Annotated in this window: 25 protein-coding genes, 1 riboswitch and 1 other annotated feature; of the genes, 4 read left to right on the top strand and 21 right to left on the bottom strand. The window is 55.0% G+C overall.

The window, feature by feature from the left end; translation table 11 throughout:
• Window positions 1–3 precede the first annotated feature (3 nt).
• From gatA to OEL90_RS09075, 10 genes are all read right to left on the bottom strand, one after another.
• A complete protein-coding gene (gene gatA, locus OEL90_RS09120) occupies window positions 4–1,467 on the bottom strand; it encodes an Asp-tRNA(Asn)/Glu-tRNA(Gln) amidotransferase subunit GatA (protein WP_331488124.1) in 1,464 nt (487 codons plus the stop codon).
• A 21-nt stretch (window positions 1,468–1,488) separates the two neighbouring features.
• Entirely contained in the window at window positions 1,489–1,776 is a 288-nt protein-coding gene (gatC, locus tag OEL90_RS09115; RefSeq protein WP_291401616.1) for an Asp-tRNA(Asn)/Glu-tRNA(Gln) amidotransferase subunit GatC, read from the bottom strand.
• 80 nt (window positions 1,777–1,856) lie between these two features.
• On the bottom strand, window positions 1,857–3,857 hold the full coding sequence (gene ligA / locus OEL90_RS09110) for an NAD-dependent DNA ligase LigA (protein ID WP_300688102.1): 2,001 nt from the start codon (window positions 3,855–3,857) through the stop codon (window positions 1,857–1,859).
• 19 nt (window positions 3,858–3,876) lie between these two features.
• Window positions 3,877–6,270, bottom strand: a complete 2,394-nt coding sequence (gene pcrA / locus OEL90_RS09105; RefSeq protein WP_291401612.1) for a DNA helicase PcrA — start codon at window positions 6,268–6,270, stop codon at window positions 3,877–3,879.
• 251 nt (window positions 6,271–6,521) lie between these two features.
• The gene (gene asnA / locus OEL90_RS09100; protein WP_291401893.1) at window positions 6,522–7,550 is read right to left on the bottom strand and encodes an aspartate--ammonia ligase; all 1,029 of its coding nucleotides are present in this window, start codon (window positions 7,548–7,550) and stop codon (window positions 6,522–6,524) included.
• 93 nt (window positions 7,551–7,643) lie between these two features.
• Window positions 7,644–7,932 (bottom strand) — a binding site (T-box leader).
• A 78-nt stretch (window positions 7,933–8,010) separates the two neighbouring features.
• Window positions 8,011–8,391, bottom strand: a complete 381-nt coding sequence (locus OEL90_RS09095) for a RidA family protein (protein ID WP_291401610.1) — start codon at window positions 8,389–8,391, stop codon at window positions 8,011–8,013.
• Between the two features lie 184 nt (window positions 8,392–8,575).
• On the bottom strand, window positions 8,576–9,733 hold the full coding sequence (locus OEL90_RS09090; RefSeq protein WP_291401608.1) for an ABC transporter permease: 1,158 nt from the start codon (window positions 9,731–9,733) through the stop codon (window positions 8,576–8,578).
• The gene (locus OEL90_RS09085; RefSeq protein ID WP_300688097.1) at window positions 9,684–11,093 is read right to left on the bottom strand and encodes an ABC transporter permease; all 1,410 of its coding nucleotides are present in this window, start codon (window positions 11,091–11,093) and stop codon (window positions 9,684–9,686) included. The genes OEL90_RS09090 and OEL90_RS09085 overlap by 50 nt, the downstream gene beginning before the upstream one ends.
• A gap of 13 nt (window positions 11,094–11,106) precedes the next feature.
• Window positions 11,107–12,045 carry an ABC transporter ATP-binding protein gene (locus tag OEL90_RS09080; RefSeq protein ID WP_291401604.1) on the bottom strand — a complete coding sequence of 313 codons (939 nt, stop codon included), beginning with the start codon at window positions 12,043–12,045 and terminating at the stop codon, window positions 11,107–11,109.
• 5 nt (window positions 12,046–12,050) lie between these two features.
• Entirely contained in the window at window positions 12,051–13,076 is a 1,026-nt protein-coding gene (locus tag OEL90_RS09075) for a hypothetical protein (RefSeq protein WP_300688094.1), read from the bottom strand.
• A gap of 204 nt (window positions 13,077–13,280) precedes the next feature.
• On the opposite strand from OEL90_RS09075, the gene OEL90_RS09070 reads away from it, so the two are divergent.
• Window positions 13,281–13,553 (top strand): hypothetical protein, encoded by a 273-nt coding sequence (locus OEL90_RS09070; RefSeq protein ID WP_291401602.1) that lies wholly within the window; start codon window positions 13,281–13,283, stop codon window positions 13,551–13,553.
• A 19-nt stretch (window positions 13,554–13,572) separates the two neighbouring features.
• Window positions 13,573–13,887, top strand: a complete 315-nt coding sequence (locus OEL90_RS09065) for a hypothetical protein (protein WP_300688092.1) — start codon at window positions 13,573–13,575, stop codon at window positions 13,885–13,887.
• Window positions 13,888–14,000: 113 nt separating this feature from the next.
• Here the strand turns inward: OEL90_RS09065 and OEL90_RS09060 are convergent, their stop codons facing one another.
• Window positions 14,001–14,690 carry a response regulator transcription factor gene (locus OEL90_RS09060; protein ID WP_300688091.1) on the bottom strand — a complete coding sequence of 230 codons (690 nt, stop codon included), beginning with the start codon at window positions 14,688–14,690 and terminating at the stop codon, window positions 14,001–14,003.
• 116 nt (window positions 14,691–14,806) lie between these two features.
• Complete coding sequence (locus OEL90_RS09055; protein ID WP_300688088.1) at window positions 14,807–16,009, bottom strand: sensor histidine kinase; 1,203 nt, start codon at window positions 16,007–16,009, stop codon at window positions 14,807–14,809.
• A gap of 185 nt (window positions 16,010–16,194) precedes the next feature.
• Between OEL90_RS09055 and OEL90_RS09050 the strand changes: the two genes are divergently transcribed.
• A complete protein-coding gene (locus tag OEL90_RS09050) occupies window positions 16,195–16,719 on the top strand; it encodes a GNAT family N-acetyltransferase (RefSeq protein WP_291401596.1) in 525 nt (174 codons plus the stop codon).
• Between the two features lie 77 nt (window positions 16,720–16,796).
• Here the strand turns inward: OEL90_RS09050 and OEL90_RS09045 are convergent, their stop codons facing one another.
• The 6 genes from OEL90_RS09045 to OEL90_RS09020 form a co-directional block, all read right to left on the bottom strand.
• Window positions 16,797–16,979, bottom strand: a complete 183-nt coding sequence (locus OEL90_RS09045; protein ID WP_291401595.1) for a hypothetical protein — start codon at window positions 16,977–16,979, stop codon at window positions 16,797–16,799.
• 85 nt (window positions 16,980–17,064) lie between these two features.
• The gene (gene feoB / locus OEL90_RS09040; RefSeq protein WP_291401592.1) at window positions 17,065–19,044 is read right to left on the bottom strand and encodes a ferrous iron transport protein B; all 1,980 of its coding nucleotides are present in this window, start codon (window positions 19,042–19,044) and stop codon (window positions 17,065–17,067) included.
• 3 nt (window positions 19,045–19,047) lie between these two features.
• Window positions 19,048–19,275 carry a FeoA family protein gene (locus OEL90_RS09035; protein ID WP_291401891.1) on the bottom strand — a complete coding sequence of 76 codons (228 nt, stop codon included), beginning with the start codon at window positions 19,273–19,275 and terminating at the stop codon, window positions 19,048–19,050.
• Between the two features lie 296 nt (window positions 19,276–19,571).
• Entirely contained in the window at window positions 19,572–20,813 is a 1,242-nt protein-coding gene (locus OEL90_RS09030; protein WP_300688085.1) for an NAD(P)/FAD-dependent oxidoreductase, read from the bottom strand.
• Between the two features lie 8 nt (window positions 20,814–20,821).
• Window positions 20,822–21,421, bottom strand: coding sequence for an ECF transporter S component (locus OEL90_RS09025; RefSeq protein WP_291401588.1), 600 nt, complete (start codon window positions 21,419–21,421; stop codon window positions 20,822–20,824).
• A 187-nt stretch (window positions 21,422–21,608) separates the two neighbouring features.
• Window positions 21,609–21,723: riboswitch (FMN riboswitch) on the bottom strand.
• Between the two features lie 94 nt (window positions 21,724–21,817).
• A complete protein-coding gene (locus OEL90_RS09020; protein WP_291401587.1) occupies window positions 21,818–22,306 on the bottom strand; it encodes a QueT transporter family protein in 489 nt (162 codons plus the stop codon).
• Between the two features lie 137 nt (window positions 22,307–22,443).
• Here OEL90_RS09020 and OEL90_RS09015 point away from each other — a divergent pair, with 137 nt between their 5' ends.
• The gene (locus OEL90_RS09015; protein ID WP_291401585.1) at window positions 22,444–22,710 is read left to right on the top strand and encodes a 2Fe-2S iron-sulfur cluster-binding protein; all 267 of its coding nucleotides are present in this window, start codon (window positions 22,444–22,446) and stop codon (window positions 22,708–22,710) included.
• 254 nt (window positions 22,711–22,964) lie between these two features.
• Here the strand turns inward: OEL90_RS09015 and OEL90_RS09010 are convergent, their stop codons facing one another.
• From OEL90_RS09010 to OEL90_RS09000, 3 genes are read right to left on the bottom strand one after another with little or no spacing between them, the layout of a single operon-like run.
• Window positions 22,965–25,004, bottom strand: coding sequence for a carbohydrate-binding domain-containing protein (locus OEL90_RS09010; protein WP_300688082.1), 2,040 nt, complete (start codon window positions 25,002–25,004; stop codon window positions 22,965–22,967).
• A gap of 31 nt (window positions 25,005–25,035) precedes the next feature.
• Complete coding sequence (locus OEL90_RS09005; protein ID WP_300688079.1) at window positions 25,036–25,731, bottom strand: DUF4956 domain-containing protein; 696 nt, start codon at window positions 25,729–25,731, stop codon at window positions 25,036–25,038.
• Window positions 25,732–26,466, bottom strand: coding sequence for a polyphosphate polymerase domain-containing protein (locus tag OEL90_RS09000; protein WP_300688078.1), 735 nt, complete (start codon window positions 26,464–26,466; stop codon window positions 25,732–25,734). It abuts the gene before it with no gap.
• Between the last annotated feature and the right edge of the window lie 218 nt (window positions 26,467–26,684).

The raw sequence follows: 26,684 nt of genomic DNA, 5'->3' as shown, positions 1-26,684 counted from the left end.
CTCCTAAAGCGACGGACGCTGCTGTGCGTAGCCCGTATGCTGTTCATAAGCATAGGCTGCACGCAGGATCGTCTTTTCGTCAAAATGTTTTCCAATCAGCTGCATGCCAATAGGAAGGCCCTCGCTGAAACCGCATGGGAGGGACATGGCCGGTACGCCGGCAATGTTGATAGGCACGGTACAGATATCTGACATGTACATTTCCAGCGGATTATCAGTTTTTTCGCCAATTTTGAAGGCCACTGTAGGCGAGGTCGGCGTCAGGAGGACATCCACAGACTCAAAGGCCCGGTCAAAGTCCTGTTTCAGAAGGGTTCTGACCTTCATGGCCTTATTATAATAGGCGTCATAATAGCCGGAGCTGAGGGCATAAGTGCCCAGCATGATCCGGCGCTTGACTTCTTCGCCAAAGCCTTGTGTGCGTGTTTTGGCGAACAGGTCGTTGAAGTCCTCGAACTCAGGCGCGCGGAAGCCGTAGCGGACGCCATCGAAGCGGGCCAGGTTTGAGCTGCACTCTGAGGAGGCAATGATGTAGTAAATTGGCAGCGCGTAGCCGGCATTTGGAATGCTGACTTCTTCCACGGTTGCGCCCAAGGTTTCATAAATCTTGGCAGCGGCGTGAACCGCGTCTTTGACTTCCTGAGCAATGCCCTCTCCAAAGAATTCCTTTGGCAATCCAATGCGCAGTCCTTTGACGTCATCGATCAAAGCCGCCTTATAGTCCGGCTTTTCCTGCTGGATCGAGGTGCCGTCCTTGACGTCATAGCCCGCAATGGCATTCATCATGATAGCGCAGTCTTCAACGTCCTTGGTGAAGGGGCCAATCTGATCCAGAGAGCTGGCAAAGGCCACCAGGCCATATCTGGAAACGAGTCCATAGGTCGGTTTGAGACCTACCAGGCCGCAGAGGGACGCCGGCTGACGGATAGAGCCGCCCGTATCTGAGCCAAGGGACGCGTAAGCCGCCCCCGCAGAAACCGAGGCCGCCGAGCCGCCTGAAGAGCCGCCTGGCACATAGTCCGTGTTCCAAGGATTGCGTGTGACTTTAAAGGCAGAGTTCTCTGTAGAAGAGCCCATGGCAAATTCGTCCAGGTTTGTCTTCCCTACAATAACTGCGCCTGCCGCTTTGAGCTTTGCGACAACCGTCCCGTCATAAGGCGGGCGGAAGTTCTCCAGCATTTTAGACGCACAAGTCGTCGGAATGCCCGTGGTGCACATATTGTCTTTGATAGCAATGGGCACGCCGTGCAGGTCCCCAAGGTCTTCGCCCCGAGCAAAGGCTGCGTCAGCCGCCCGGGCGCTTTCCAACGCTTCTTCTTTTAAAAGCGTTATAAAGGCGTCAATTTTAGGCTCAACAGCTTCAATGCGCTCAAAAATCGCCTCCGTGAGGGCCACAGACGTGACTTGACCGTCACGCAGCGCCTGACGGGCTTCGTGGAGCGTCCATTCATACATTTTGTTTTTCATCTCCATCTCTCCCCGCGCCCCCTATTCCACAACCCGCGGCACTCTGAAGCAGCCGCCGCGCCGGTCAGGCGCGTTGGTCAGAACCGCATCTCGTTCCAGCGAAGCCTGAATTTCGTCTTCCCTGAATCGGTTCTTTACCGGAAGGACATGATAAGTCGGATCGACGTTTTCTACGTCGACGGCATTCAGCATTTCCACATACCCGACAATGGCGTCGAGCTTTTCTGTAAAGGCGAGAATTTCATTTTCCTCGAACTCGAGGCGCGCGAGCTTTGCGACATGCTCGACGTCTTTGATGGTGATCGCCATTAAAAGACCTCCGTTTCGAATCGATATTTTAGGTTGGCTGGGATGGGGTTAAATGACCATCGGCCAACTTTTTTAAGTTTTTAGGCTTTCGCGGCTTCCAGCATGGCGAGGAACTCATCCTCATCCAGCGTGGCGACGCCCAGGGACAGGGCTTTATCCAGTTTGGAGCCGGCTTCGGTGCCATAGACCACAAAGTCCGTCTTCTTGCTGACGCTTCCGGCCACCTTTCCGCCCAGAGCTTCAATTTGAGCCTTGGCTTCGTCTCTCGTGAAGCCGGACAGGGTACCTGTGAGCACAAAGGTTTTTCCCGCGTAAGGCTGCGGTCCGGTCTGAGCGGTGCGCTCCCCTTTGAAATTCAGGCCTGCGGCTTTTAGTTTGCCGATGGTCTCCTGATTCACCGGATCACTGAAGTAACTGACGAGGCTTTCTGCCATCTTGGCGCCTATTTCAGGCAGCGTGACGAGTTCCTCCGCGCCTGCGGCCATCAGCCCGTCGAGGGTGTCGAAGCTGCGGGCGAGCTGTTTCGCGGCCTGGGCCCCAATGAGCGGGATACCGAGGCCGGTAATCAGTCGCCACAGCGGATTTTCCTTGGAGGCTTCAAGGGCCTTCAGCAGGTTGTCCGCGGACTTCTCACCCATGCGTTCCAGGCGGATCAAAGTTTCCCGCTGGTCCTTGAGGGTGTAGAGGTCGGCAATCCCCCGGATCAGGCCGTTCGCAATCAACAGGCTGATGATAGACTCCCCGAGGCCGTCAATGTTCATGGCTGGCCTGGAGACGAAATGCTCGATCCCGCGGCGGTAGCGCGCAGGACAGTTCGGGTTCAGGCAGCGCAGAGCCGCTTCCCCTTCCAGCCGGTGGGTTGCGCTGCCGCACTCCGGACAGGACGTCGGGAGCACGAAGGGCTGTTCTGTGCCTTGCCGCCGGTCTGTCAGGACCCGCACCACTGCCGGGATGACGTCGCCGGCCTTTTGGACGACAATTCTGTCGCCAATACGAATGTCCTTTTCCCGGATAAAATCCTGGTTGTGAAGCGTGGCGCGGGCTATGACTGAGCCGGCGACCTCCACGGGGTCGAACTCCGCCCTCGGGGTGATGACGCCGGTACGGCCCACGTGGACGGTAATGTCCCTGAGGGTCGTCTCCACCTCTTCCGGCGGAAACTTGAAGGCGACTGCCCAGCGCGGGCTTTTTGCTCTGGTGCCCAGCTGATCCCGTTGAGCAAAGCTGTCCACTTTGACGACCATGCCGTCGATGTCAAAGGGCAGGCTGTGACGTTCTGATTCAGCATGGATCACAGCTTTGGTGATGTCATCAGGGTTTTCAAAGCGCCTCCCGTGGCTGACCTTGAAACCAAGTCCGTTAAGCTCTGCGAGGGCTTCATCATGTGTTTTCGCGTTTAGTTCCCCGCTGAGCAGGTCAAAGACGAAGATATCCAGCGGCCGCGAGGCGGTAATCCGGCTGTCCAGCTGCCGCAGGGATCCGGCGGCTGCGTTTCTGGGGTTGGCAAAGGTTTGAAGACCATTTTGCTCCTGCTCTTCATTGAGCTGTCGAAAGCCTTCCTTTGGCAGGAAGACTTCTCCCCTCACGGTGAGGGTGCGCGGCTCGGTCAGTCTGAGGGGAATGGAGCGAATGGTCTTGAGGTTTTCCGTGATGTCTTCGCCAGTCTCGCCGTCTCCCCTGGTTGCCCCCTGGACAAAATGTCCGTTTTCGTAACGGAGGGCGACGCTGAGGCCATCGATCTTATATTCGACGACAAAGGCCGCTGTGGTGACCAGCTCTTTGTCAATCCTTTTAATAAAGGCCTCCACGTCATTTGCGTCATAGGCATTGTCCAGACTTAGAAGTCTGACTGCATGGCGGACCTGGGAAAAGGCCGCCAGCGGCGCACTGCCCACGCGCTGGGTTGGAGAATCCGGCGTCTTGAGATCCGGGTGCTCGCTTTCAAGGGCAAGCAAGCGCTGCATGAGCTGATCATACTCATAATCCGTAATTTCAGGTCGGTCGAGCACGTAATACTGATGGTTGTGGTGCTCGATTTCCCGGATGAGCGCTTCGTAGTCTTCAGTCCATTTAGGGTCCACAAAGATCCTCCCCAAGTATTTATTCAATCACTTCAACGGGCAGGTAGGACAAATCGAGTTTCTTGATGCCCGCCCCGTCAAAGGCTATGGTCGTAATATTTCGGTTATCCGGTGTGCCAAGAGAAATGACGGTGCCAACACCAAACTTTTTGTGACGAATTTTAGAGCCAGGTCTGAGGCCGTCTTCCCGTTCTGGTTTGGCGTCTGAATTCATGTCTGAGTTTGTAAAGGCAAGCTCGGATGAGGTCGCGTCCTGATTGAAGTCCGCGTCTGCAGGGGCCTTGCCCCAAGCGCCAACGAGAGTGTCGGATCCGCCGGAACCGCCGGAACCGCTGCCGCCATAACCACTGCCGCCAAAGCCGCCGCCGCTGTAGCCGCCGGCCTCAGGTTTACTGAGATAGCTTGAGCCAAACGCATAGGTCGGCTTGACTTTAGCATCTTGGCGTCTTGGCTTGGAAGCCCGCTGAGCTGTCATCTGAGCCCGGGTCTGTCCATGGTTTTCCATGAGCGCCTCTGGCACCTCTTCCAGGAACCGGGACGGCAGATTGGCCTGCAAACTGCCGAACTGCATTCTTCTTAAGGCACTGGAGAGATACAAACGGTCTTCCGCCCGGGTCATGCCCACATAGGCCAGACGCCGCTCCTCTTCCAGGTCGTCGTCGCTGGTCAGCGCTCTTGAGATTGGGAACAGGTTCTCCTCCAGTCCCGCCAGGAAGACGACCGGGTATTCCAGTCCTTTGGCGCTGTGAAGGGTCATCATGACCACGGCTTCCTGCTCGTCTTTCATGCCGTCAATATCTGACACCAGGGAGATTTCAGCAAGGAAATCTTCCAGGCTGCCGCCGCCGGAACGAAGATCGAAGTCCGCTGAGACGGACAAGAGCTCATACAGGTTTTCCAGGCGCGTCTGGGATTCAATGGTATTTTCGGATTTAAGCGCGTCCTCATAGCCAGAGCGCTGAATGACCGCTTCCGCGATTTTCGCGACTTCTATAGTTTCCTTCTGTGCCGCCATGTCGAGAATCAGCTGAATAAACTCAGAAAGAGACGCACCCGCTTTACCGCTGATGGTATGACTCTTCAAAAGTCCCACTGCAGCTTCCACAACGGAGACGCCGCGGTTGTCTGCTTCATTGTAGATGATTTCAAGAGTCTTTGGACCAATCCCCCGCTTCGGCGCGCCTATAGCGCGGTTGAAGCTGATGCCGTCGAACGGATTCTGGATCAGGCGAAGGTACGACATCATATCCTTGATTTCCATGCGCTCGTAGAAGCGAAAGCCGCCCACTACCGTGTGGGGAATGCCTTGACGGAGCATCATTTCCTCAATGGCACGGGACTGAGCGTTAGTTCTGTAGAGAATACAGAAATCTGTATATTTTCTGTCCTCTGAGCGCCGCAGCTTTTCGATTTCCTCTGCGATAAATCTGGCCTCGTCCCGCTCGTCGTAAGCCTGATAATATCTCAGGCGTTCGCCGTCTCCACGGGTGGACCACAGATTCTTTTCCTTGCGCTGCATGTTGTTTTGAATGACAGCGTTTGCAGCGTTCAGGATGTGGGCAGTGGAGCGGTAGTTCTGCTCCAGGACCACCGTCTTTGCCTCGGGATAGTCTTTTTCGAAATCCCGGATGTTTCTAATGTCGGCTCCGCGCCAGCCGTAGATCGACTGATCCAGGTCTCCGACGACGCAGACGTTGTGCTGCGGGTTCGCCAGAAGCTTGATCAGACGGTACTGGGCCTTGTTGGTATCCTGGTACTCGTCCACGAGAATGTAGCGGAATTTTCGGTTGTAATAAGCTTTGACCTCTTCAAAGGACGTCAGGAGCTCGACGGTTTTCAGGATCAGATCGTCGAAGTCCATGGCGTTGTTGGCCTTTAGACGCTTCTGATACAGCTCGTAGACCTTGGCGGCCTGCAGGCTGCCGTAGTCGTTGCCGTAGAGGCCTGTATACTCTTCAGGCGACACCATTTCGTTCTTGGCTTCGCTGATTTTGGCTCTGAAGTGCTTGGGCGGCGTTTTCTTCTCGTCAATATTGAGGGCTTTGACTACCTGTCTGAGCAGCGTCAGCTGGTCGTCGGAGTCGTAGATGACGAAGTCCTTGGTATAGCCCAGCTTCTCTATGTCTCTGCGCAGCATTCTGACCGAAAGGGCGTGGAACGTGCCAATCCACATGCCGCCGGAGACGGAACCGATCAGCCCTTCCACCCGGTTTCTCATTTCTTTGGCTGCCTTGTTCGTAAAGGTAAATGCCAGGATTTCGCTTGGAAAGACCGACAAAGATTCGATCAAGTAGGCGATCCTGCTCGTCAGGACGCGGGTCTTGCCCGATCCGGCGCCCGCCATGACCAGCAGCGGTCCTTCAGTTGTGACGACAGCTTCGCGTTGTGATTCATTCAACTTGTTTAAATCCATCATGTCCTCCCTGGATATGCTTAGAGCAAATTTGTACTTTACGGCCAGTTCGGGGTAATGGCCTCATCGAATCATTATATCATAAAGACAGACGTGTGGGGGGGTGATCGCGGAACCATCGGCTAAGTTTTTGTACTAAAGCCTTAAGAAAGCAATTGATTTTGCCGATGGTCACAGTCCATACAAATCAGGCGGCCCTTGTGGGGGCCGCCCGGAAGAAGGCGCAGATGAGGCGCCGGGATCTGATGGGTTTACAGAATGTAGATCTTGTTTTCGAAGCACTCGTGGATCATGTCGTCCGGCCAGACGCTGGCCTGGACTTCGCCAATGTGGGCTTTCTGGAGGAAGTACATGCAGATGCGGGACTGGCCAATACCGCCGCCCACGGTGAGGGGCAGCTCGCTTTTCAGGAGCATTTTGTGGAACGGCAGGGTCCTGCGCTCCTCGGCGCCGGCGACGTGCAGCTGGGCTTCGAGGGTCTTCTCGTCGACACGGATGCCCATGGAGGAGAGCTCCAGCGCGCAGTCGAGGATTGGGTAGTAGAACAGGATGTCGCCGTTGAGCTCCCAGTCATCGTAGTCCGGGGCGCGGCCGTCGTGGGGCTCGCCGGATTTGAGGGCTTTGCCAATTTTCATGAGGAAGACGGCTTTTTTCTCCTTGGAGATGAGGTATTCTCGCATCTTTGGCGTTTGGCCCGGGAAGCGGTCCTCGAGCTCCTGGGAGGTGATGAAGAAGATCTCCTCCGGCAGGGATTGGCCCAGAGCCGGGTAGATGGCCGCCAGGTATTGCTCGGTCTCTCTGAAGACTTTGTAGATGGTGCGGACGATTTCTTTCAGCTTTTCTTCGGTGCGGTCGCTGCGGTCAATGATTTTCTCCCAGTCCCACTGGTCCACGTAGATAGAGTGGAGGTTGTCGAGCTCTTCGTCCCGGCGGATGGCGTTCATGTCGGTGTAGAGGCCCTCGTACATCTTGAAGCCGTAGCGCTGGAGCATGAGGCGCTTCCATTTGGCCAGGGAGTGGATGACCTCGACGTCGGCTTCCATGTCCTTGACGTCAAAGCCGACCGGGCGCTCGACGCCGTTGAGGTTGTCGTTGAGGCCGGATTCCGGGCGGACAAAGAGCGGCGCGGAGACGCGCATGAGGTTGAGGGACTCCGCCAGGCGTCTTTCGAAGTAGTCTTTAATTCGTTTGATGGCGATCTCAGTTTCAAGCAGGCCGAGCTTCGGCGTGTAGTTTTTTGGGATCTGCAAACGCTGTGATTTTGATGTGGTGTACGGCATGTTGAATTTCATGATTGGGGATGGTGTCATGGTAGTTCCTCCTCGTCAATGGGTGGTGATGACGGCATAAAAAAAGACCCATCATCCCTGAATATCAGGGACGAAAGGTCTTGCTTCCGCGTTGCCACCCTGGTTACCGCCTAACTTGACGCGGTCACCTCGCTGCGATACGGCGCTGACTAGCGCGATACCGTGCCCACTGTAACGGTTGGGTTCCGTTCGAATCTACTCGTCTGCGGCCAGGGTTTTGAACCGGGGCCGGACAGCTTTCGGTCGAAAGCTCGGGGATGTTCTTCAGGTAACGCTTGCCTGCCGGGCTCACACCATCCCCGGCTCGCTGAAGGGTCGTCAGAAACCTTACTCTTCCCGTCACTGCCATTTCATTTTGATCTTGTCAGTTATAATAATGCAAACCAGCTCACGCGTCAAGGGGGTTTATTAAAAAAAGTTCATAATTAAGTTATCGCTTTTTCGCGATCATCTCAATTTCAATATCTGCGCCCAAAGGCAGGGAGGCCACACCTATGGTCGTCCTAGCCGGATACGGCGCCTCAAACTGCTTTTCATAGACTTCATTCATATCTTTGAAGTTGTTCATATCCGTCAGAAAGACGTTGACTTTGACGACCTCATCCGGCGTCAAGCCCGCAGCCTCAAGGACGCTGAACAAATTGAGGAAGCACTGGCGAGTCTGCTCCTGAATGCCGCCTTCCTTGAGCTTGCCTGTCTCTTTGTCTATGGGCGTCTGGCCTGAGAAAAACACCAGCTCCCCTGAATCCACCGCATGGGAATACGGGCCTACGGAAACTGCGCCCGGCGAAGCATAAGCAACTCTTGTCATGAACACGCCTCCTAAAATTTGGTCTGACTTTAGTATAGCATGTTTGGGCGATCCGCTGAAGCGCTTATAAGATCAATCTAGCGGAGTCACATGCGGAAATATTCAGAATTGTCTCAAGCTCTGGCACCAAATTTGAGTGAGTGTCTGACACTCACTTGAGTTTGGTGCCTGTCACTCACTTAAATCATTCGTCCCTCAGTCGCAGAACACCAACGCCCATCATCAGCACAGTCATCCCGGCCAGCATCATCAGTTCAAAACTCTGGGAGGCCAGGGTCACATCGTCAGCCCCTATGGCGCGCATGGCGTCGAAGGCCCACCTATGCGGGGTGATCCAGGAGAGGGCAATCAGAATCTTGCTGGACACCATCTCCAGGGGCCACATGCAGCCACCCAGCATCGCCATAGAAGTCAACAGAATGGACACAATGCCGCCGAGGGCATTCGGGCTCTTGGCAAAGGACGTGACGAAAAGCCCAAAGGCCCCCATACTCAGTATATAAAGCGCCCCCACCGCCAGCAGGCTGCCCATATTCGCCCCGTATTCCAGACCAAACACATATTGCCCCGCCAGTAGCGTCACCACCAGCTGGATCATGCCCACCACGAAGGCCACCGCCACGTGCCCGGCTATGATGTCCAGTCTGCGCACCGGCGCCACCAGCGTCCGCTGCCAGGTATAGTACTGCTTTTCCTCCACAATTTCCGCCGCGGCAATCACCGTTGTAAACGCCGTAAACATAATCAGGAAACCGAGAATCCGGTACATGCCAATCTCCGCATTCAAATCCCGCTGAGACCCGCCTTCCGTCACCACTTTCAAAGTCTCCCGGGCATCGTTGACCTCGACGAGACGGCTGTAAGTCCGCTCGTAGGCACCATCGACTTCGACCCCCGCCTCTGCGGCCGCCGCCTCAAAATCCAGCGCCAGGGACCTGTAAGCCATAAACTGGTCAAAGGCGCGCTCAATATTGTATTCAAGGGTCATCACCTCAGCATCCTGCTTCAGGGACACCAGCTCCAGCCTTGGCGTCTCACCATTCATAAGAGCCGCAGAAAACCCCTCATGTATCACCAGCGCCCCCGCGACCTTCATCTGCACCCGCTTCTCATCCAGCGCGTCCAGCACCGTCACCTTTTGCCCTTCAGCCGCAGACAGCCGCGCCGCGAACTCCGCTGACATCACCGTCCCGTCCAGATCCACCACATCCAGGGCAGGCTCATAATTCTGGTTCATCCCAGCAAAGGCGAAGTTGATGACCAGCGCGATCAGCGTCATGGCCAGCATAATCTTATAGGACTGACTCTGCATCCACAGCCGTCGGTACATTATGGTCAACATGCGCCTTCACCTCCTTGAATCTGAACACCAGGATCCCCGCCACCGAAAATACCAAGCCATTAAGCAGGATGAGACCCACATACGGCATCAGCTCCGGCAGGCTGTACCCCATCATGTTGTAGAGATACACCTTCAAAATCACCCCGTTGATTGGGATCAGCGCCACCTTCTGAATCAGCGCCGGCATGGTCTCGATCGGGATATACGCCCCGCCGACCAGCGCCAGCACCTGGTTCAGCCCGTTCTCAAACACCTTGGAAATCATGATGTTGTCAAAAGCCGCCGCCACCGTCATGAACAGGAGACCGAGACCCCCAATTCCAAGCACGGTTGCCAGAGTAATGACGGCCAGCGCCGCTGGCGACCCCCAGGAGATTCTGAAAATCAGCGTCGACCAGACGATCATCAGCAAAATCTGAATCAGCGCGACCGCGTCAATCAGCGCAAGCTTGCCGAGCAGAATGGACCATCGGCTAAGCCCTGCAGCACGTTGGCGGTCATAGGTCAGCTGACGCTTCTCCTCCAGGAGCAGGTAGCCCCCCAGCGCCGCCGTAAACAGCAGAAACATGGACATCATGGCGACCGTGTAGTACCCCTTGCTGTCCACCGGCTTAAGAGCCCGCACGCCGCGCTGCTCCAGCGTCAGCCCGCTGTCAGGCCGTGATCCCCAGTCCGTGTCCTCCAGGGTGATCCCCGCCGCGATCCGCTGCTCGATCAGCACATTTTTATTGTCAATCACGCTGTCAAGATACCCGGCAAAGCCCTCCAGCATCATCTTCGCGAGCTTCGAGCTCACGCCGCGGGCTGTGTTCTCGACAAAGGCAATCTCCACCTCAGACCGCAGCGGCGTCAACAGGTTCACGTACATGCCCCGGACAAAATTCTCCGGCAGCACCACGATTCCCGCTATTTCATCTGCGGCCAGCTGACGCTCCGCCGTCGTCAGGTCCGTCACCGTGTACCCCAGCGTCTGGGCCAGCTCAGGGGACCCCAGAAAATCCTCAAAGAAGATCGCCTCCGGGTCCACGTCCTCAAAGTAGCTGCGCATCTGGTCCTCGCCCATCTCCGCGACCACCCTCGCCCCCACCGGATTCTCCGACAGGTCCTCCATAAACGCCTCAAAGCTGTAGGGTTTGCCGATGGTCACCCCACCCACACCCTCATAACCCTTGACCACTGCCAGCTCAAGAGGCTCTATCTGAGACACCCCGCCCGCCGTGCCAAACATGGACTGCAGCGAGAAGCCCAAAATCGTCGAAATCACAACCGGCATCAGAAAGATCGTAAAGATCGCCTGCCGGTCCGCCATATAAGTCTTGAAATCCTTCTTCCAAAGAGACCACATCATAGACCACATCATTTCCGCCGCCTTTCTAGTCTCTAAGGGCTTTGCCGGTGAGCTTCAGGAACACCGACTCCAGGTTGGGCTTGCTCACATCCACAGACAGCAACGGGTGACCCAGCTCGGTTGCGAGCTCAATCACCGGCTTCAGGTGGCCGCCGTCGCCCCCAAAGCTGAGGGTCACAGTCTGAGGCGCTTCAGGCGTCTGAGCCAGAGCGATCAGGCCATTCAGGTTTTTGAGGCCGCTGATTAATGCATCCGACACCGTCTCAAACTTCGCCGTCACTTCCTCGCCGCCACCGGCCGCCGCCAGGAGGGCTTCCTTGGTCCCGGAGGCAATCAATTTCCCCAAATCCATGATATAAATGGTCCGGCACAGCTCCTCGACCTCTTCCATGTAGTGGCTCGTGTAGAGGATGGTCATCCCCTCGCGATTCAGCGCTTTCACCGCGTCCAATATGTGGTTGCGGGATTGAGGGTCAATGCCCACCGTGGGTTCATCCATGATCAGGAATTCAGGCTGGTGCAGCAGCGCGGCGCCTATGTTGAGCCGGCGCTTCATGCCGCCGGAGTAGGCTTTGACCTTGTCTTTGAGCCGGTCAGAGATTCCAATGATCTCGGAGACCTCCTCGATCCGCCGCTTCAAAAGGTCGCCCTTCAGTCCATACAGCCGCCCCCAGAATTTAAGGTTGTCCCGGCCGGACAGGTCCTGATAAAGGGCGATGTTTTGGGGCACGAAGCCAAGACCCTTCCTGATGGCCTCCGGGTGTGCCATGAGATCCTGCCCGTTGTAAAGGATTTTTCCGCTGTCCGGCTCAAGAAGCGTCGCGATCATGGAAATGGTCGTCGACTTGCCGGCGCCGTTCGGCCCCAGCAGGCCGACCAGGTCGCCCTTTCTGACTTCTATGGACAGCGCGTCTACCGCAAGGGTCGCGCCAAAGCGCTTCGTCAGTTCAATGGTCTGCAGCATGGTGCTCACCTCGCCTCGCTTGTGTCGTCTGTGGTTTGAATCCCAAAAGTGCCGAGCAGGTCATCCAGCGCCCCCGGCATTTCCCGGTCGAGTTCCTCGCTGGTGTATAACTCCAAGGCGGTGATTTCAGGCAGGTTCAGCTCGACTGCTTCGTCCAGCTGATCCCGGATGATTTCGACGCGGATGCTGGTCTCGAGGCCCGGCTGATGATAGCGGATCACCACATCATCTCTGACCACATACCCGCTGGAGGAAATCTCAGAGATCATGGACACCTCGTCGATCTCAATCTCCGTCATCTCACCAATGGCTGAGGAAAAGTCCGCGTCTGGATTTTTCGCAGCCAGATCCTCTGTGATGACCCTTGCGGATTCGATCAGAGCCGCCTGAACTACCTCGGGGTCGACCTCAACCGTGTAACGCGTTGTCTTCAAATCCCCGGAATCCGTCCTCAGCAGCGCGCTGCCCGTCTTCTTCACATTGTCCGGCGTCGCCACCGAGCTCCAAATGTCGCCCAGTTTTTCCAGCGCCGTCTCTGAGAGGAAGTCCCCCTGAGCCTCGGCCGCAGCCTGGGCGCCTTCAACTTTCATCAGATCCTTGACGTTCATGTACTTCTTCATGACCGGCAGCTTGACGTAAGTCTCCCCGCCAAAGCTGTAAAGCTCCGCGTCAAAGCCAATCCCGCCCATGCTCAGGTAAAGGTCGCTCGCCATTTCCCCAAGCCCGTGGTCAAAGCGCAACCTCCCCTCGTAGGTGACTTTTTTCATGTAGTTCGCCATCTTCAGCTCTTCCGCCGTCAGACTAGCGGTATCAAAATTGTTTTCCAGTGTGATCCGCGTCGTCGTCACGCCCGTCACCGCCGCGTCTGTCTTCGCCTCCGCCTTCATCAGTTTGTCGTAGGCGCCGCCCGAACACCCCGCCGCCGTCAGGACCATTGCCAGGATCAGAACCAGTCCCGCAGCTCCCGCAGCCCTTTTCCCTTTGAATCTAAAGATTTTTCTGCCGATGGTCCCCCATCTTCCCTCCAACATCTCTATCACTCCTCACACGAATTTTCATGTTATTGTTTACCTCTACTCACAGTGTAGCACTTCCGCGAAAAGCTTTCGCCTCTCGAAAGTCATGAGGTAGGGGTGACTTGAGTCATGAGTTTGGGTATAAATGACATGAAGGCATATCACGGAACTTATCCCACCTACCCTGCGTCAAAACCTGTATGAAAGAAGGCACATTTTATGAAAATCTCGACAATGCCTAAAGACAGCGCCGGCAAATGGGCCGTGTACCTGAGTGTGTTGTTTGTAGTCCTTATGGTTCTGAAGTTCACACAAGCGGTTCGACTCCCTCTGCCGTCTCCGCTCATCGCGCTCTTCGCCATTGCCGGTCTGGTGCTCAGCCTGATCTCCATTTTCCTACATAAAGGCCGGGCCATCCTGCTCCTGATCCCTGTGCTGGTCGGACTGCTGGTCGCAGCCTGGACCACGGCGGAGCTGATGTTCCCTCACTAAATGCTTAGGTGGTGATATTATGATAGAGTCCCATAGATCAAGCGGCGGCTGGCTTCTGGCTTTCTGCGGCTGGCTCCTCAGCGCGGTGGTTGTGCCGTTTATTCCGGAGATCATGTCAGGCGGTCGGATTCTCGGTTATCCGCTGATGGAGTATGTGGCGACCATCGGCTTATTTGCGGTTATTTTGCTGGCGATCTGGATCCCGGCTGGGTTCAAAGCGTCGAAGCTTTACCGGTTCAACGGCCCGGGCCGGGCGGTCAGCGCCCTGCTGAAAGTGTTTATCCTTCAGATCCTGGTGTTTACGTTGATCTTCAGGTTCTTCTGGAACAGTTGAAAATGAGTTGTAAAGGTCATATAAATCAAGCGAGGGGAAGCGGGTGCCAGTATTTGGCCTCCACTTCCCCCCTTTTTCTTTTTTTTGCCGATGGTCACCCAAAGCCCCCACCCCTACTCCAAGCTGCCCCTGATCCAAAGGACCGCCAGCTGCGTCCGATCCCTCAGGCAGCATTTCCCAAGGATCTTCGTCAGGTGATTCTTCACTGTGCCTTCGGTCAGGTATAGCGTCTCCGAGATTTCCAGATTGGACTTCCCCTCCGCGACGAGGGCGACAATATCCTTTTCCCGCTCCGTCAGATCTCGAAAACACTCCGGGAGGCTTCGGCCAGACAGGTTTGAGTCCTGCGGGGCTTCAGCCATTGGCAGTGAAGGCTCAGTCTCTACAGCGGCTGTCTTTTTGAACACCCGCTCAGCGACACCCGGTGCCATAACCGAACTGCCCCCCGCCACCGCCCGGATGGCTTCCCCAATCTGCGCCGGTGTGGCATCCTTCAGCAGATAGCCCTGAGCGCCCAGCGCCATGCCTTCATGAATATACTGGTCGTCATTGAAGGTGGTGAGAATGATGATTTTGACTTTCTCCCCCTGTGCCCTCAGCCTTCGGATGGCTTCGACGCCATCCATCTCAGGCATGCGGATGTCCAGCAGCAGGACCTCGGGCTGGAAGTCTGCGACCAATTGAATCGCTTCCAAGCCATTAGCGCCAACAGCGACCACTTCAATATCCGGTTCTTTGGAAAGCAGCATTTTCAGTCCCTCTGCCAAAAGCGTCTGATCATCTACTACTACGACTTGAATCATTCAAAACTCACCCTTTGATGTTGACATGAATTACCCGCTTGTAAACAAGTGCTTACATTTTTTATATGCGCTGTGTCAGCTCTGGCACCAAATCAAATTGAGTGTCAGTCACCAACTCAAATTCTGTCCGCGTCACCAACTTGTTGTGGCGGAAGTGAAATTTCAATTCTAAAGCCACCTTTTGGAGCAGGTCCAAAGTTCAAGGTGCCTCCCAAGGACAATACCCGCTCCTGCATGCCTTGCAGTCCGTTGCCTGGGACAACTGGCAATTGGACCAGCGGACCATCATTCTCGATAAGGAGTACTGCACTGCCGTCATCCAAAACCGTCAGCGCCGCCAATACATGTCTGGCGTTTGAATGACGCCGCGCGTTGGTCAAACTCTCCTGAAGCGCTCTGTACAGAATGTGGTTGGCCCGGGAGGAGAGCTTTAAAAAGTCACCTTCAACCTTAAACTCTATCAGGAGATCGCCGCCCATTGCATCCGAATCATCCTTTTGCGCCGCCAGCGCCTCGAAATCCGAGCGCGTCCATGCCGGCTCCCTCAAAGTCGTGACGATTTCCTGAACCGCCCTGAGCATGCTCCGTCCTTCTGATTTGGCAGAGGCCACTTGCTCTGAAGCATCATCTGCACGCCCAGCTTCGAGAAAATGATCCGCCATTTCCAGACGCATGATCTGTGTGGTTAACGCGTGTCCCAATGCGTCATGCAGCTCCCTGGATATGCGCTTCTGTTCCTTGACTGCAGAGAGTGCCTCAATTTCCCGGGACAGACGCGCGAGCTCATCTCGCTCCCTGCGGTAGCCTTGAGCAAAGCGCAGCGCCACTGCCACTGAAGTCAGCAGTCCCAAAAATTGTACCGCCGCGCCAAGGTCAAAATAAGCCGGATCCCGCCTCAAAATTTCACCGTATTTAACTGAAGCACCAACAACCAGCGCAGCGATCCACCATCCTGAAAGTGTCTGCCTATTTTCCTCAGCGCGCCATCCTGGATCTTTAGCGCCACGCCCAATGACCGCAGCAAGCTGCCGCACCGGGATCCGCGCGCCATAGGCACGCTCAAAAATTAAGACAACGTAGACCAGCGTGAAAAACGGATTGACCGCATATTGCGAGACGCTCTCAAGGCTAACCGCAAGTAAGATTTCCAGCCAATCAGCGGGTTTTTCGAGCTTCCCTGGCATGCGAATGGCGTTCAGGACGAAAAGCAGCAGCGAAATGGACACAATGAGGGTCAAACGACCATCGGAAGCGCCCTCAAAAAAAAGTCCTGCCATAAGTACAACACCCAAAAGCACCCTGGAAATCCAAAAGCCCACGGCCGCCAGCCTCCCCAACTTCTAATGGATCAATTATATCACTTTGCGAATAGAGCGGGAAGAAAAGGCGAAACTGGGTGTCTGACACCCGGTTTCATCTTGTTTTTAAATCCCGCGTTATCCCGAGCCAAGTTTGGGTAAAAGTGTAACGCGAGTGAACTTATCTGATGGAGAGGAGGGCGACCATGCAAAGGATCTTGGAAACCGAAAGATTGTTGCTTAGGGAATTCATCGAGGAAGATGCCGAAGAGCTCTTTGTGCTCGAAAACGATCCGGAAGTCATGAGCCATGCCATCTCCTACTCTGGCTTAGATGTCAGTTTTTCAGACTGCGAAAAGGCAGTCAAGCGCCAGCGCCAGTACTACAAAAAGCACCCCGGTCTTGGCATTTGGGTCGTCGTCCTCAAGGAAAATGGCGCCTTTGTGGGCTGGGCAGGTCTCAAGCACGTCGACCACTCCAAGGAAATTGAAATGAGCATGCGTTTTCTAAAAAACTACTGGAACCAAGGCTTCGCGGCGGAAGTCGGCGCCGCGCTGATCCGCTACGGCTTTGAGGTTCTGGATCTGAAACGCATCGTGGCGGCCTCCAGGCCAGAGCACGGGGCATCAAAACGGTTCCTTGAGAAAATTGGCATGCATCTGACCGACCCTAGACGCTTTTACGAAGCGGACGTTCACTCCTATGTCATTGAACGCCCATCCGAGCTTTAGCGGTTACATTAAGACCTCAAATAAAAAAAGACCACACTCGTGGTCTTTTTTATTTGTAAGCGGATAAACCCTAACCCTTATTTACTGTCAGGACTCTTAAAATTCACTATAGAACTGCTGGCGCAGGTCCCGCAGCCGTCTTTATGCGAGCAGCCGGCGCACTTGCCGTCCACAGCCTCACGCTTGATCGCCCGGACCAAAAAGAACAGACCCGGCCCAATGATCAAAGCTGCAATAATAAAGGTTGAAACACCACCCAAACGAACCCTCTCCTTCCCTAAAAACCAGCCACTTCGCGCCGGTTAAACTGCGTTTGCAGCACAGGGCTGCGCAAAACCAAACGTTCTACCCAAAGATCAGCATTCCAACCTGATAAACGATAAAGGCCATAACCCAGGCCACGACCAGCTGATAAAGGACCGAGAACCCCGTCCACTTCCAGGAGTTCGTCTCGCGCTTGATGACGCCAATAACGCCTACACAAGGCGTATAAAGCAGCACAAAGACCATGAAGGCGTATGCCGATACTTGTGTAAACGCCTGAGACAGCACTGGCCCAAACTCTGCCGCGCCAGCCGTATCTGACAAGCCATACAAAATGGCCGTATTGGCCACAACAATCTCCTTCGCAATGATGCCCGAAACCAGGGACAGCGCATTTTGCCAAGTCCCAAAGCCCAGCGGGCCAAAGAACGGTGCAATAAAATGGCCGATGGTCGCGCCAAAGCTCTCCGTAATCGGAACCTGGCCGGTGAAGTTGAAGTTGAGAACGAACCATAGCACCACGCTGGCGCCAAAGATGACCGTACCCGCTTTGATCAGGTAACCCCGTACCTTTTCCCAGACGTGAATGCCAAGATCCCCCGGCTTAGGGAAACGGTACGGCGGCAGCTCCATAATAAACGGACTTTGCTCACCCTTGAACAGCGTCTTTCTGAAGATCATGGCGAAAGCCATGGCCATCAAAATACCCAAAATGTAGAGAGAGAAGGTTACCGCGGTCTCGTTGCCCGGGAAGAACACCGACGCAAACAGGACGTAAACCGGGAACCGCGCGCCGCAGGACATGAACGGGTTGATCAGGATCGCGATCAGACGGTCATTTTCATTCTCAATGGTGCGCGTGCCCATGATGGCCGGCACGTTGCAGCCGAAGCCCAAGACCATCGGGATAAAGGTTTTGCCGTTGAGGCCCACCTTGGTCATCCAGTGGTCCATCAGATAAGCTGCGCGGGCCATGTACCCTGTGTCTTCCAGCAATGAGATCATCACGAAGACAATGGCGATATTCGGAACGAAGGTAAGCACGCCGCCCACGCCGCCTATGACGCCGTCGACGACCAGGGACACCAGCCATGGCGCCACCTGCAGGAATTCAAGCCCGGCAGTCACCCAGGACGAGAGGTGCACCGCGAAGAACACGTCAATCAAATCAGCGAACACGCCGCCCAGATTAAACGTCAGATAGAACATGAGCCACATGACGAGGCCAAAGATTGGAAGGCCCAGGAAAGGATTGAGAAGCACTCTGTCAATCCGGTCCGTCAGCGGATCAAAAGCAATCGCCTCGAGGGACGCCGTGCCGCTGATCATTTCTCCAATCACCCTGTAGCGCAGGTCCGCCATGCGGTCGGGGCTGTCGTGGCCGCTGTCGAACTTGAGCGGGCTGACGAGCTTCTGCACTTCAATGTCGTGCTCGAACAGCTTAAGGGCAATCCAGCGCGGGTCGTGATCAGCCTTCAGAGACTTGGGAAGCTTCAGCTCGACTTCCCTGACGAAAGCCTCGACCTCTTCGCCGTAGTTGAACCGGCGAGGTTTATATGCAGCCTTCGCGTGATGGGCAGTGACCACGGTCTCCAGCAATTCCGGCAGGCCGCGTTTTCGCAGGGCAACTATTGGCACCACCGGCACGCCAAGAGCTGCCGATAGTCCCTCGAGGTCAAGCTGAATATTTTTCTTCTCCGCCTCGTCCATCATATTCAGCGCCACCACCACCGGCCTGCCCAGCTCGATCAGCTGGAGGGTCAGGTACAGATTGCGCTCCAGGGCAGTCGCGTCAATGATGTTGAGCACGACATCCGGATTTTCATTTTGAATGTAATCACGCGATATTTTTTCTTCAAGGGTGTAGGGCGAAAGACTGTAAATGCCGGGCAGATCCACAATGTCCATAATATGCTCCGCGTGCTGCATGCGCCCTTCGCGCTTTTCCACTGTGACGCCCGCCCAGTTCCCCACATAGTGGTTGCTCCCGGTCAGCGCGTTGAATAGCGTTGTCTTTCCGCTGTTGGGGTTGCCCGCCAAAGCGATTTTAAAAATATCCATGAATTATGCCTCCGCGTTTCTAACTGTGATTTTTCCTAAAATGCCGCGGCCGAGAGCAACCCTGGATCCACGGACGTCGACGATCATTGGTCCAAATAGACCTGAGGAGACCACACAGAGCCGAACACCAGGAGTCAGACCCATATCCTGAAGTTTTTTCTTGACCTTATGTCCATATTCAATATTCTCGAGTATAACGCATTGTCCTTTTTTTGCCTCAATGAGTGACATAAACAATTACTACCCCCTTGCACAACCTATGTAAAATATAAGCAAATCCACCAAAAGCTTCATTTTGATAACAATTCTCATTTGCAATATCATTTTACTCCAGTTGATAGACATTGTCAATTGATTAAGCAATATTTTAACGATTGGCATGAGTTTTCGTTTGTAACTATTTCATAGACAGAAAACTCAGAGACACCCCCCGCGAAGAGGCCCCCTCTGTGAACACGTTGAAAAAACAAAGCGCTCCAGCACCCCCTCTTAACCTTGAGGAAATGCTGAAGCGCATAGGGTTGTATTCATTTTACAACAGTGTCATTCCCCGAGGCTGCGGCGAGGGCTGCCGAGGCAAACGCCCAGTGAAGGTTATAGCCGCCGGTATCGCCGTCCACATCCAGAATTTCGCCTGCCAAATAGAGGCCGGGCAGCTGCTTGGCCATCATGGTGCGGCCCACCACTTCCCGGGTAGATACCCCGCCAGCTGTGGCCATGGCACTTCTCAGGGCACCCATGGCGGTTATTCTGACTTCATAGGCAGTGGCCAGCTTCACCATCTGCTGACGCATAGCTTTAGATAAACTTGCCATAGTGATCTTGCACGCTTCTTCACCCAAATGACCCTCGAACAATTCTGACAAAGATCTGGTCAGTACCAGCCCGCGGATCACGGTGCTGAGCTGCCGGGTGCCATGAGCTGAAGCCGCATCGAGAAGGGCTTGCTCGAAGGCAGCGGCGTCAAGGGCTGTGAAGCTGAGTTCCAGGAGTCCGCCGGCTTTCATCCAGCGGGACCCATCGAGAATCCCCGGTCCGCTGAGCCCGGTGTGGGTAAACAGGAGATCTCCCGTTAGCGGACGGACGCCTTCCGAATCCCTATATTTAAACGTCGCTCCCGGGATTACTACGCCTGCGAGCTTGTGCAAAGCACGATCATTGTGATAGACAGGTGCCAGCGCCGGCCGCTGCGGAACGGTTTCCAGTCCAAGATCAGCGGCCAGTCGAAGTCCTGAGCCGTCGGAACCAGTCATGGGGTAGGAGCTTCCACCGCAGGCCAAGAGCACTTTGTGGGCGCGGTAGGTCTGATCCCCGCAGGCGACTGTGTAGCCGCCCTCGACCATCGGCATAATCTTTTCGACGAATTGGTTGAATTCAAAGCGGACGCCACGGCGCTTCGCCTCTTGGAGCAGCGCTTCGACGAGATCCGCGGCAGCAAAGGACGCCGGGAAGACTTTGCCGTCCGGGCGGACAACGCTTGGAAGTCCAAGCGCATCAAAATATTGGATCAAGGCCTCAGCGTCAAGCTTGCCTATGGCATGTCTTACGAAATTCTTCTTGTCGCCGTAGTGGCGGACCATGTCGGCCACGCTCTCGGCATGGGTAAAATTGCACTGTCCGGCGCCCGAAATCAGCACTTTCCGTCCCGCGCGCGTCCCGCGTTCCAGAACCAGTACGGATGGAGGTCCTGCCGCGTCAGCAGCACGAGCGGCCGCGAACAAACCCGCGGCGCCCGCGCCTATGACGATCCAGTCATAAGTCAGCGTCATCTGGGGGACTACCTGCTGGCCCATTTTTGGTTGGAGATATTTTTCAGCACAACTGAAGAGACGCGTTTATAAACCAAAGCGGTCAGGATGCTGATGGCAACACCTTTGATCACGTTAAAAGGAATGACCACATAGAGAATGTAGGTCTTCAGGTCGACGACCAGGGCGTTGACAGCGGCCGCCATACCTATGATGGCGTCGAGGGGCATGAAGTTCTGGTAGAAAGGAATCAGGATGTAGTAGTTGGCTATGGCGCCAACGAGCGCCATGCCGATAGTTCCGAGGACAAAGCCGGTGATCATGGCCGGCACGGTTTGGCGCTTTCTGTAGATCAGCGCCGCCGGGATGATGAAGGCAGAGCCCACTATAAAGTTGGCCAGCTCGCCGACACCGCCGGTCGTGGTTCTCATGAGGTGGAGAATGTTCTTGACAAGCTCGACGGCGACGCCTGAAAGCGGTCCGAAAGCGAAGCCCACAATGATGCCCGGGATGTCGGAGAGGTCAATTTTCAAAAATTCCGGAAAGATAGGGAGCGGGAATTCGAGGAACATAATAATGAAGGACAAGACGCCCATGAGGGCAATGGTGATGGATTTTCTGAGATTCATGGTGGAGACCTCCTGAATAAAGTAGTGGGATGACGGCAGTTGGGATGGCAACGGGTGCTGCATGGCAAGTGGCGCATGGCTGTAGGGTGGGCGTCAGCTGTTTCTCCGCGCCTCAGCCTTGGACACTGCGTTTTGGGGCAATATAAAACCCCCGGCAGCAAAAAACTCCAGGGGTCAAAAAACAAAGAAAACTCTTCTTTCATCCAGACTTTAACTGTCGGCTCCAGAATTCAACTGGATCAACCTTTCGGCTCGCGGGCTATACCGCCGGTAGGGACTTGCACCCTGCCCTGAAGATGTTTGTATTCAGTTCAATATGACTATAACATTAGGAAACCTGCCCGTCAATAGTCAGGTCTTTTTCAGCTTTTTTCGTCTGCGTCAGGTTGGCCACATTTACCTTTGGTTCAGCATGTCCATCAGCCGCGTATTGTAGAGAATCCCATACCGGAATACCAGCACGCCCAGGATGGATACGACGACGAATTCTCCAAAGGCTACCTGCAGCATGGTGAGAAACAGCGGGAGCTTAAAGACCAACCAGAGCTCTATGCCGATGATGACGCCATTAAACAGCACCGGCCAAAGGGACGCGGTGAATATATTGTGTGTCTTCGACATCATGAATACGCTGAGGAAGGTCGCCAGCGTCCCGAAGATCACGTCGACGATGCCCAGAGGACTTGCCAGGTTAGCGAGGAAGCACCCCAGGGTCAGACCACCAATGTACATAGGGTTGACAAACGCCAGCAGCGTCATGACTTCCGAAATTCTGAACTGTACGCCGCCGTAGCTGATTGGCGCCAGACCTATGGTCAAAGCCGCGTATAAAGCCGCGACAATACCTGTCACAACGATCTTACGGGCCATACTTCTTTTTTTCATTTTAATCACCTCTTTTTTTACTCATATGACCATAGCACAGACCCAGATGGCTGTCAACGAATAGTAGATTAACAAAGGATCCAAACGGGTAAAAGAGGATTGTGTAATCTATAAGTCAGTGAAAGGGGCGTTTCATCATGAGTAAGCTCAGCTGTGTGCTCAAGTATAAAGACGATAAGGAAAAGGATTTGTTGTCGCTATCCCAAAAGATGGGACTCGACATTCCGGATTCATGCGGCGGGAAGGGCAAGTGCGGAAAATGCACGGTGAAGATCCTGTCCGGAGAGGTCAATAAGCCTACTAAAGAGGAAGAGAAGCAGTTAAAGAAAAAAGAACTGGAGGATGGCGTCAGACTCGCCTGCCAGGTCATCCCCAAAGGGGATGTGTCGTTTAAGGTGGAGTAGGATGAGATATTTTGAAAGAACTTCATAAAAGGAAAGCGCCCTTCGCGGGCGCTTTTTTGTTGGAAGTTTATTTCAAAATCCACTAATTGCAATACGTTCGCCGACAAGCTCTGGTACCAAATTTAATTGAGTGCCTGTCACCAAACTTAACTTGGTGACAGGCACTCACTCCAGGTTGGTGTCAGACACCCACATGACGAGCTCGGGACCAGGTTCAAATTTAAACTTTGAACCTGGTCCCGAGCTCTGCCCGCCTAATTCCCCGGCCGTTTCATTCCTCCTCCCATGCCGCCAGCGCTTGCGCCTTCCTGGACTGCCTGAGTCACCGATCCGGAGATCTCAAAACTCACCGCCTCCGTTCCACCTGTAACCTCTCCGCCTGTGACCAGGCCATCCGCCTCTTCCCCAGTGCTGCTCCCGCCGACATAAGCGTGATAAGTCTCACCGGATACAAACTCAGGGGATGCTATCACCAGCGACGAGAAGGCCTTCGCCGGCCTGAAAACCGCAATAACTGTACCATCCTCAGCCTCCACCCTGACCAGCGTCCCTGCTGTCTGATTCGTCAGGAAGATCAGAGCAGAAAGCTCAGTCGAGCTCGCACTTGGTCCCTGGGCCATCCCAGAGCTGCCCGACGCAATCAGCAGACCGCCGCTCTGGACAAAATCGCCGTTGTAGTCCATCGCACCATTGCCGCTGTTCGTCGGGCCGTGCACCAGCAATGTCCCGCCGCTCATGGAACCGCTGCCGTTGAGGTCAATGCCGTCGCCTTCCGCATTGACGGTGACAAAGCCGCCCTCGAGGGACAACCCCTTTTCGCCGGAGGTGTTGATGCCATCGTCACTCGAGACAAGGCTGACGTCGCCGCCGCGAATCGTGACCTGGGCAGCCTCAAGGCCCTCGTAGCTCTTTCGCACCTCAACGTCGCCGCCTAGGATCAGCACGGAAACGTCTGCGTGGATCCCGTCGTCGCCGGACTCGATCTCGAAGGTCCCGGCCTGGATCTCGATGCTGCCGTTGGAATGCAAGCCGTCATCGGCACTGTCCACCGCAAAGGTTCCGCCGGTGATCACGACCGCCGCGCCCGCCTTGAGTCCCTTGGTACTGGAGGTGTCCTCCGTGTCTGCCACCGTCTCAGAACTGTTTACAGTTGGTTCCTCTGACGCACCTTCCGGACTCACCGGAGCAACGCCAGTCGGCGGCGTCCCGCGCTGCGGCCTCGTCCCATCCGCCGGCCGGTCACCATTCCAAGACTTACCGTCCTGGGACGCCTTCTGAACCGCGTTGACACTTCCACCTCCACTTTCGATGTCAAAGTCGCCGTCTTCAATGACCAGCGCGGTTTCGGCCTGGAGACCATCGGCCCCCGCCTTGATTTGGAAACAGCCGCCCTCGATCACAATAAAGCCCTTGTCAGCCTCCTCCACACTACTGGACTGAAAGGCATCCGCGCCCGCCACGATCTTGAACTCGCCGCTGTGAATCGCGATCAGATCCTTGCCTCGAACCGCGTCTGACGCTGCCGTGATGTCAAAGACGCCGCCTGTAATCCTGAGGTCGTCCCTGCCGACTATGCCGTGCTTGGCACTGCCGTTCACCGTCAGTGAACCGCTGCCGTTCAGCGTCAGGTCGCCCTTGCTGTAGATAACGCCATCTGGAACGCTGTCCGCAGCGTCATCCGAGTCTTCTGTCTCTTCAACCGCGGTGTCTGATGCCCCTTGAGCCTCCGCAGCTGTCGACGCCGCCATGGTCAGCGTGTTGATCGACCCTTCTGCCAGGGTCATATAAGCCCGGTCCGCTTCCTCAATGAGGATCGCCGGCGCCCCCTGGTTCGTTATGGTCACGCCGTTCAAAACCAGCCGCACCGCCTCATCACTGCCAACGGTCACGATCACTTGACCCTGATCCAGGGTGCCGGAAAGGACGTAGGTCCCGGGGGCTGTAATCTTCAGCGTATTGCCCTCCGCGGCTGCGCCCAGGCCCTCCACGGTAATGCTGGTCCCATTCAGAGCGACTTTTGTCGCACTGGCCGCCTCCCATGTCGTCAGAAAATCCTCCTCGTCGAACTCGAAGCCTTGGGCGGCAAGCACCGCCGCAGCAGTGTCCTGGGCGGCGAGCACCGTCCCGTCAACTGCGGTTTCCACAACCTGAGAGCCGGCCGCAGTCTCAGTCACGGACTGGGTCTGGCCGCATCCTGCCAGCATCCCCAGCGTCAGCACGCCCGCCAGCGCCAGGGCTATAAGTTTGGTCCTGAATTTTCTCGCCTGGGTGATCTTTTTTAATAGTGGGTTCATATTGAATTCATCCTTTCAAGGGGGTGTTGTTTTATAGTTCAGCATTCTGGGAAGACACCCGCCCGTACGAAATGGACAGATTGCCGTTGCGGCACCTGAGCTCGTCCATAAACGCCTTCTCCGTGCCGGCCTCCCGCATGTAAATGTGGTACTTGAGCTCATAGAGGCTGCCCATGTTGGTGGTTTTCACCAGGATCAGCTCAGCTTTTTTCGTGTATTTATGGAACAGGTCGTCGAATACGCCGGTGTAGTCGAGGTTTTCCGGAATGGTGATCTTCAGCTCCTTCTCCCGCTGCTCCAAGGGCTGTTCCCCAAAGCGAAAGACCGTCAAAAGCATAGAGGCGCAGCCGATGATCACAAGAAACATCAGCGCCACCCAAACATACCCCATGCCCGTCGTGAGTCCTATGGCCATGGCGAGGAAGATGTTGCTGATCTCTCTGGCACTGCCGGGAATAGATCTGAAGCGCACCAGGCTGAATGCCCCCATCACCGCGACACCGGCGCCGACGTTGCCATTGACCATCATGATGACTATCTGAATCATGGCCGGCAGCAGCACGAGACTGACTGCAAAACTTTTACTGTAGGTATTCCTGAACATGTAGACGCCTGCGACGCCCAGCCCCAGCAGCAGTGACGCCAAGGTGGCAATGATCAGGCTTTCTATGGTTAACGACGTCGCAGCCGCTGCTGTTGAAGTTGTGGAGAATAAACTGTTAAGCACTTAAACCGCCTCCCTGATGCACTTTGTTAACATCTCATCGATTAGATAGTCCTTGTAACAGACCCCGTATTTCGAAAAGGACGCCGGATAAATTTTGAGCTCGGACAGCATCCTGCTCATCCAGAGCGGCATGGCGCCGGGAATCTTGATCTCCATGAGCACTTGTCCGCTTTCGAGAAGCGGCCGCCCCCAGTCCCCAAAGGATAGATCAAGCGTCGTCTCGCGAAAGCGAATCCCCTGATCAAAAGTCACTCGGAGGTTTAGATCCTCGTCCCCGTAGTAGGCGCAGCGCTCGTAGGCAATGAAGATCTTTGGCGTCGTGTGGTACATGCTCTGAAACCAATCGATTTCATTTAAGACATGGCTGTCCGCCGCCGGGTGTTTGCCGGTTTCGAGATAATCGGCAGCCTCTCTTAAAGAAACGCTCACGCGCCGTTTGTAAACGACCCCTTTATACTTCTTTTTGAGCTCAATGAAGACCTTATCGTCCGCGCCGGGAACGCCATAGCTGCGAAGCCGGAGCTTTTCCTTGTAAACCGGTTTTTCGATGGACGTCCGAATCAAATCATACTGTGGTGTGTCAAAGTATAGATTGCAGATCGTATGCATCCCATAGTCATCCTGGGTCATTTTTGTCTGAAGCAAAGGAAGCAGACGGTCGTACTGTTCGCGGCTGAGCAGATATTTCTTCTCATAGCGCTTGAATGTGGTTTGTGGTTTTACGCTTTTGATCATTTGAATCACCTCTTGGCAGAATTGAGTTTGGATCTCTCTTATGAGTTCATCATAGACCCCCAACCTGAAAGGAGCCTTAAAATGCTGGAAGAAACTCGGTGTCAGACACCCGGTTTCGTCATTGGTGAAACCGGGTGTCTGACACCGAGTTTTCGCCAGCATCAAATGGGCATAAAAAAAGCCCTCCAACCGGAAGGCTTAATTTTACGTCTTGTGTG

Source organism: Acidaminobacter sp. (genome assembly GCF_030247605.1).
GTDB lineage: Bacteria > Bacillota > Clostridia > Peptostreptococcales > Acidaminobacteraceae > Acidaminobacter.
This window is presented reverse-complemented; position numbering and strand designations above follow the sequence as displayed.

Bases quoted from the DNA above. Each gene is read 5' to 3' on its own strand.
- gatA (WP_331488124.1), bottom strand. From the start codon at position 1,467: ATGAAAAACAAAATGTATGAATGGACGCTCCACGAAGCCCGTCAGGCG.
- gatC (WP_291401616.1), bottom strand. From the start codon at position 1,776: ATGGCGATCACCATCAAAGACGTCGAGCATGTCGCAAAGCTCGCGCGC.
- pcrA (WP_291401612.1), bottom strand. From the start codon at position 6,270: ATGGATTTAAACAAGTTGAATGAATCACAACGCGAAGCTGTCGTCACA.
- asnA (WP_291401893.1), bottom strand. From the start codon at position 7,550: ATGCCGTACACCACATCAAAATCACAGCGTTTGCAGATCCCAAAAAAC.
- OEL90_RS09095 (WP_291401610.1), bottom strand. From the start codon at position 8,391: ATGACAAGAGTTGCTTATGCTTCGCCGGGCGCAGTTTCCGTAGGCCCG.
- OEL90_RS09090 (WP_291401608.1), bottom strand. From the start codon at position 9,733: ATGTTGACCATAATGTACCGACGGCTGTGGATGCAGAGTCAGTCCTAT.
- OEL90_RS09085 (WP_300688097.1), bottom strand. From the start codon at position 11,093: ATGATGTGGTCTATGATGTGGTCTCTTTGGAAGAAGGATTTCAAGACT.
- OEL90_RS09080 (WP_291401604.1), bottom strand. From the start codon at position 12,045: ATGCTGCAGACCATTGAACTGACGAAGCGCTTTGGCGCGACCCTTGCG.
- OEL90_RS09075 (WP_300688094.1), bottom strand. From the start codon at position 13,076: ATGTTGGAGGGAAGATGGGGGACCATCGGCAGAAAAATCTTTAGATTC.
- OEL90_RS09070 (WP_291401602.1), top strand. From the start codon at position 13,281: ATGAAAATCTCGACAATGCCTAAAGACAGCGCCGGCAAATGGGCCGTG.
- OEL90_RS09065 (WP_300688092.1), top strand. From the start codon at position 13,573: ATGATAGAGTCCCATAGATCAAGCGGCGGCTGGCTTCTGGCTTTCTGC.
- OEL90_RS09060 (WP_300688091.1), bottom strand. From the start codon at position 14,690: ATGATTCAAGTCGTAGTAGTAGATGATCAGACGCTTTTGGCAGAGGGA.
- OEL90_RS09050 (WP_291401596.1), top strand. From the start codon at position 16,195: ATGCAAAGGATCTTGGAAACCGAAAGATTGTTGCTTAGGGAATTCATC.
- feoB (WP_291401592.1), bottom strand. From the start codon at position 19,044: ATGGATATTTTTAAAATCGCTTTGGCGGGCAACCCCAACAGCGGAAAG.
- OEL90_RS09035 (WP_291401891.1), bottom strand. From the start codon at position 19,275: ATGTCACTCATTGAGGCAAAAAAAGGACAATGCGTTATACTCGAGAAT.
- OEL90_RS09030 (WP_300688085.1), bottom strand. From the start codon at position 20,813: ATGACGCTGACTTATGACTGGATCGTCATAGGCGCGGGCGCCGCGGGT.
- OEL90_RS09025 (WP_291401588.1), bottom strand. From the start codon at position 21,421: ATGAATCTCAGAAAATCCATCACCATTGCCCTCATGGGCGTCTTGTCC.
- OEL90_RS09020 (WP_291401587.1), bottom strand. From the start codon at position 22,306: ATGAAAAAAAGAAGTATGGCCCGTAAGATCGTTGTGACAGGTATTGTC.
- OEL90_RS09015 (WP_291401585.1), top strand. From the start codon at position 22,444: ATGAGTAAGCTCAGCTGTGTGCTCAAGTATAAAGACGATAAGGAAAAG.
- OEL90_RS09010 (WP_300688082.1), bottom strand. From the start codon at position 25,004: ATGAACCCACTATTAAAAAAGATCACCCAGGCGAGAAAATTCAGGACC.
- OEL90_RS09000 (WP_300688078.1), bottom strand. From the start codon at position 26,466: ATGATCAAAAGCGTAAAACCACAAACCACATTCAAGCGCTATGAGAAG.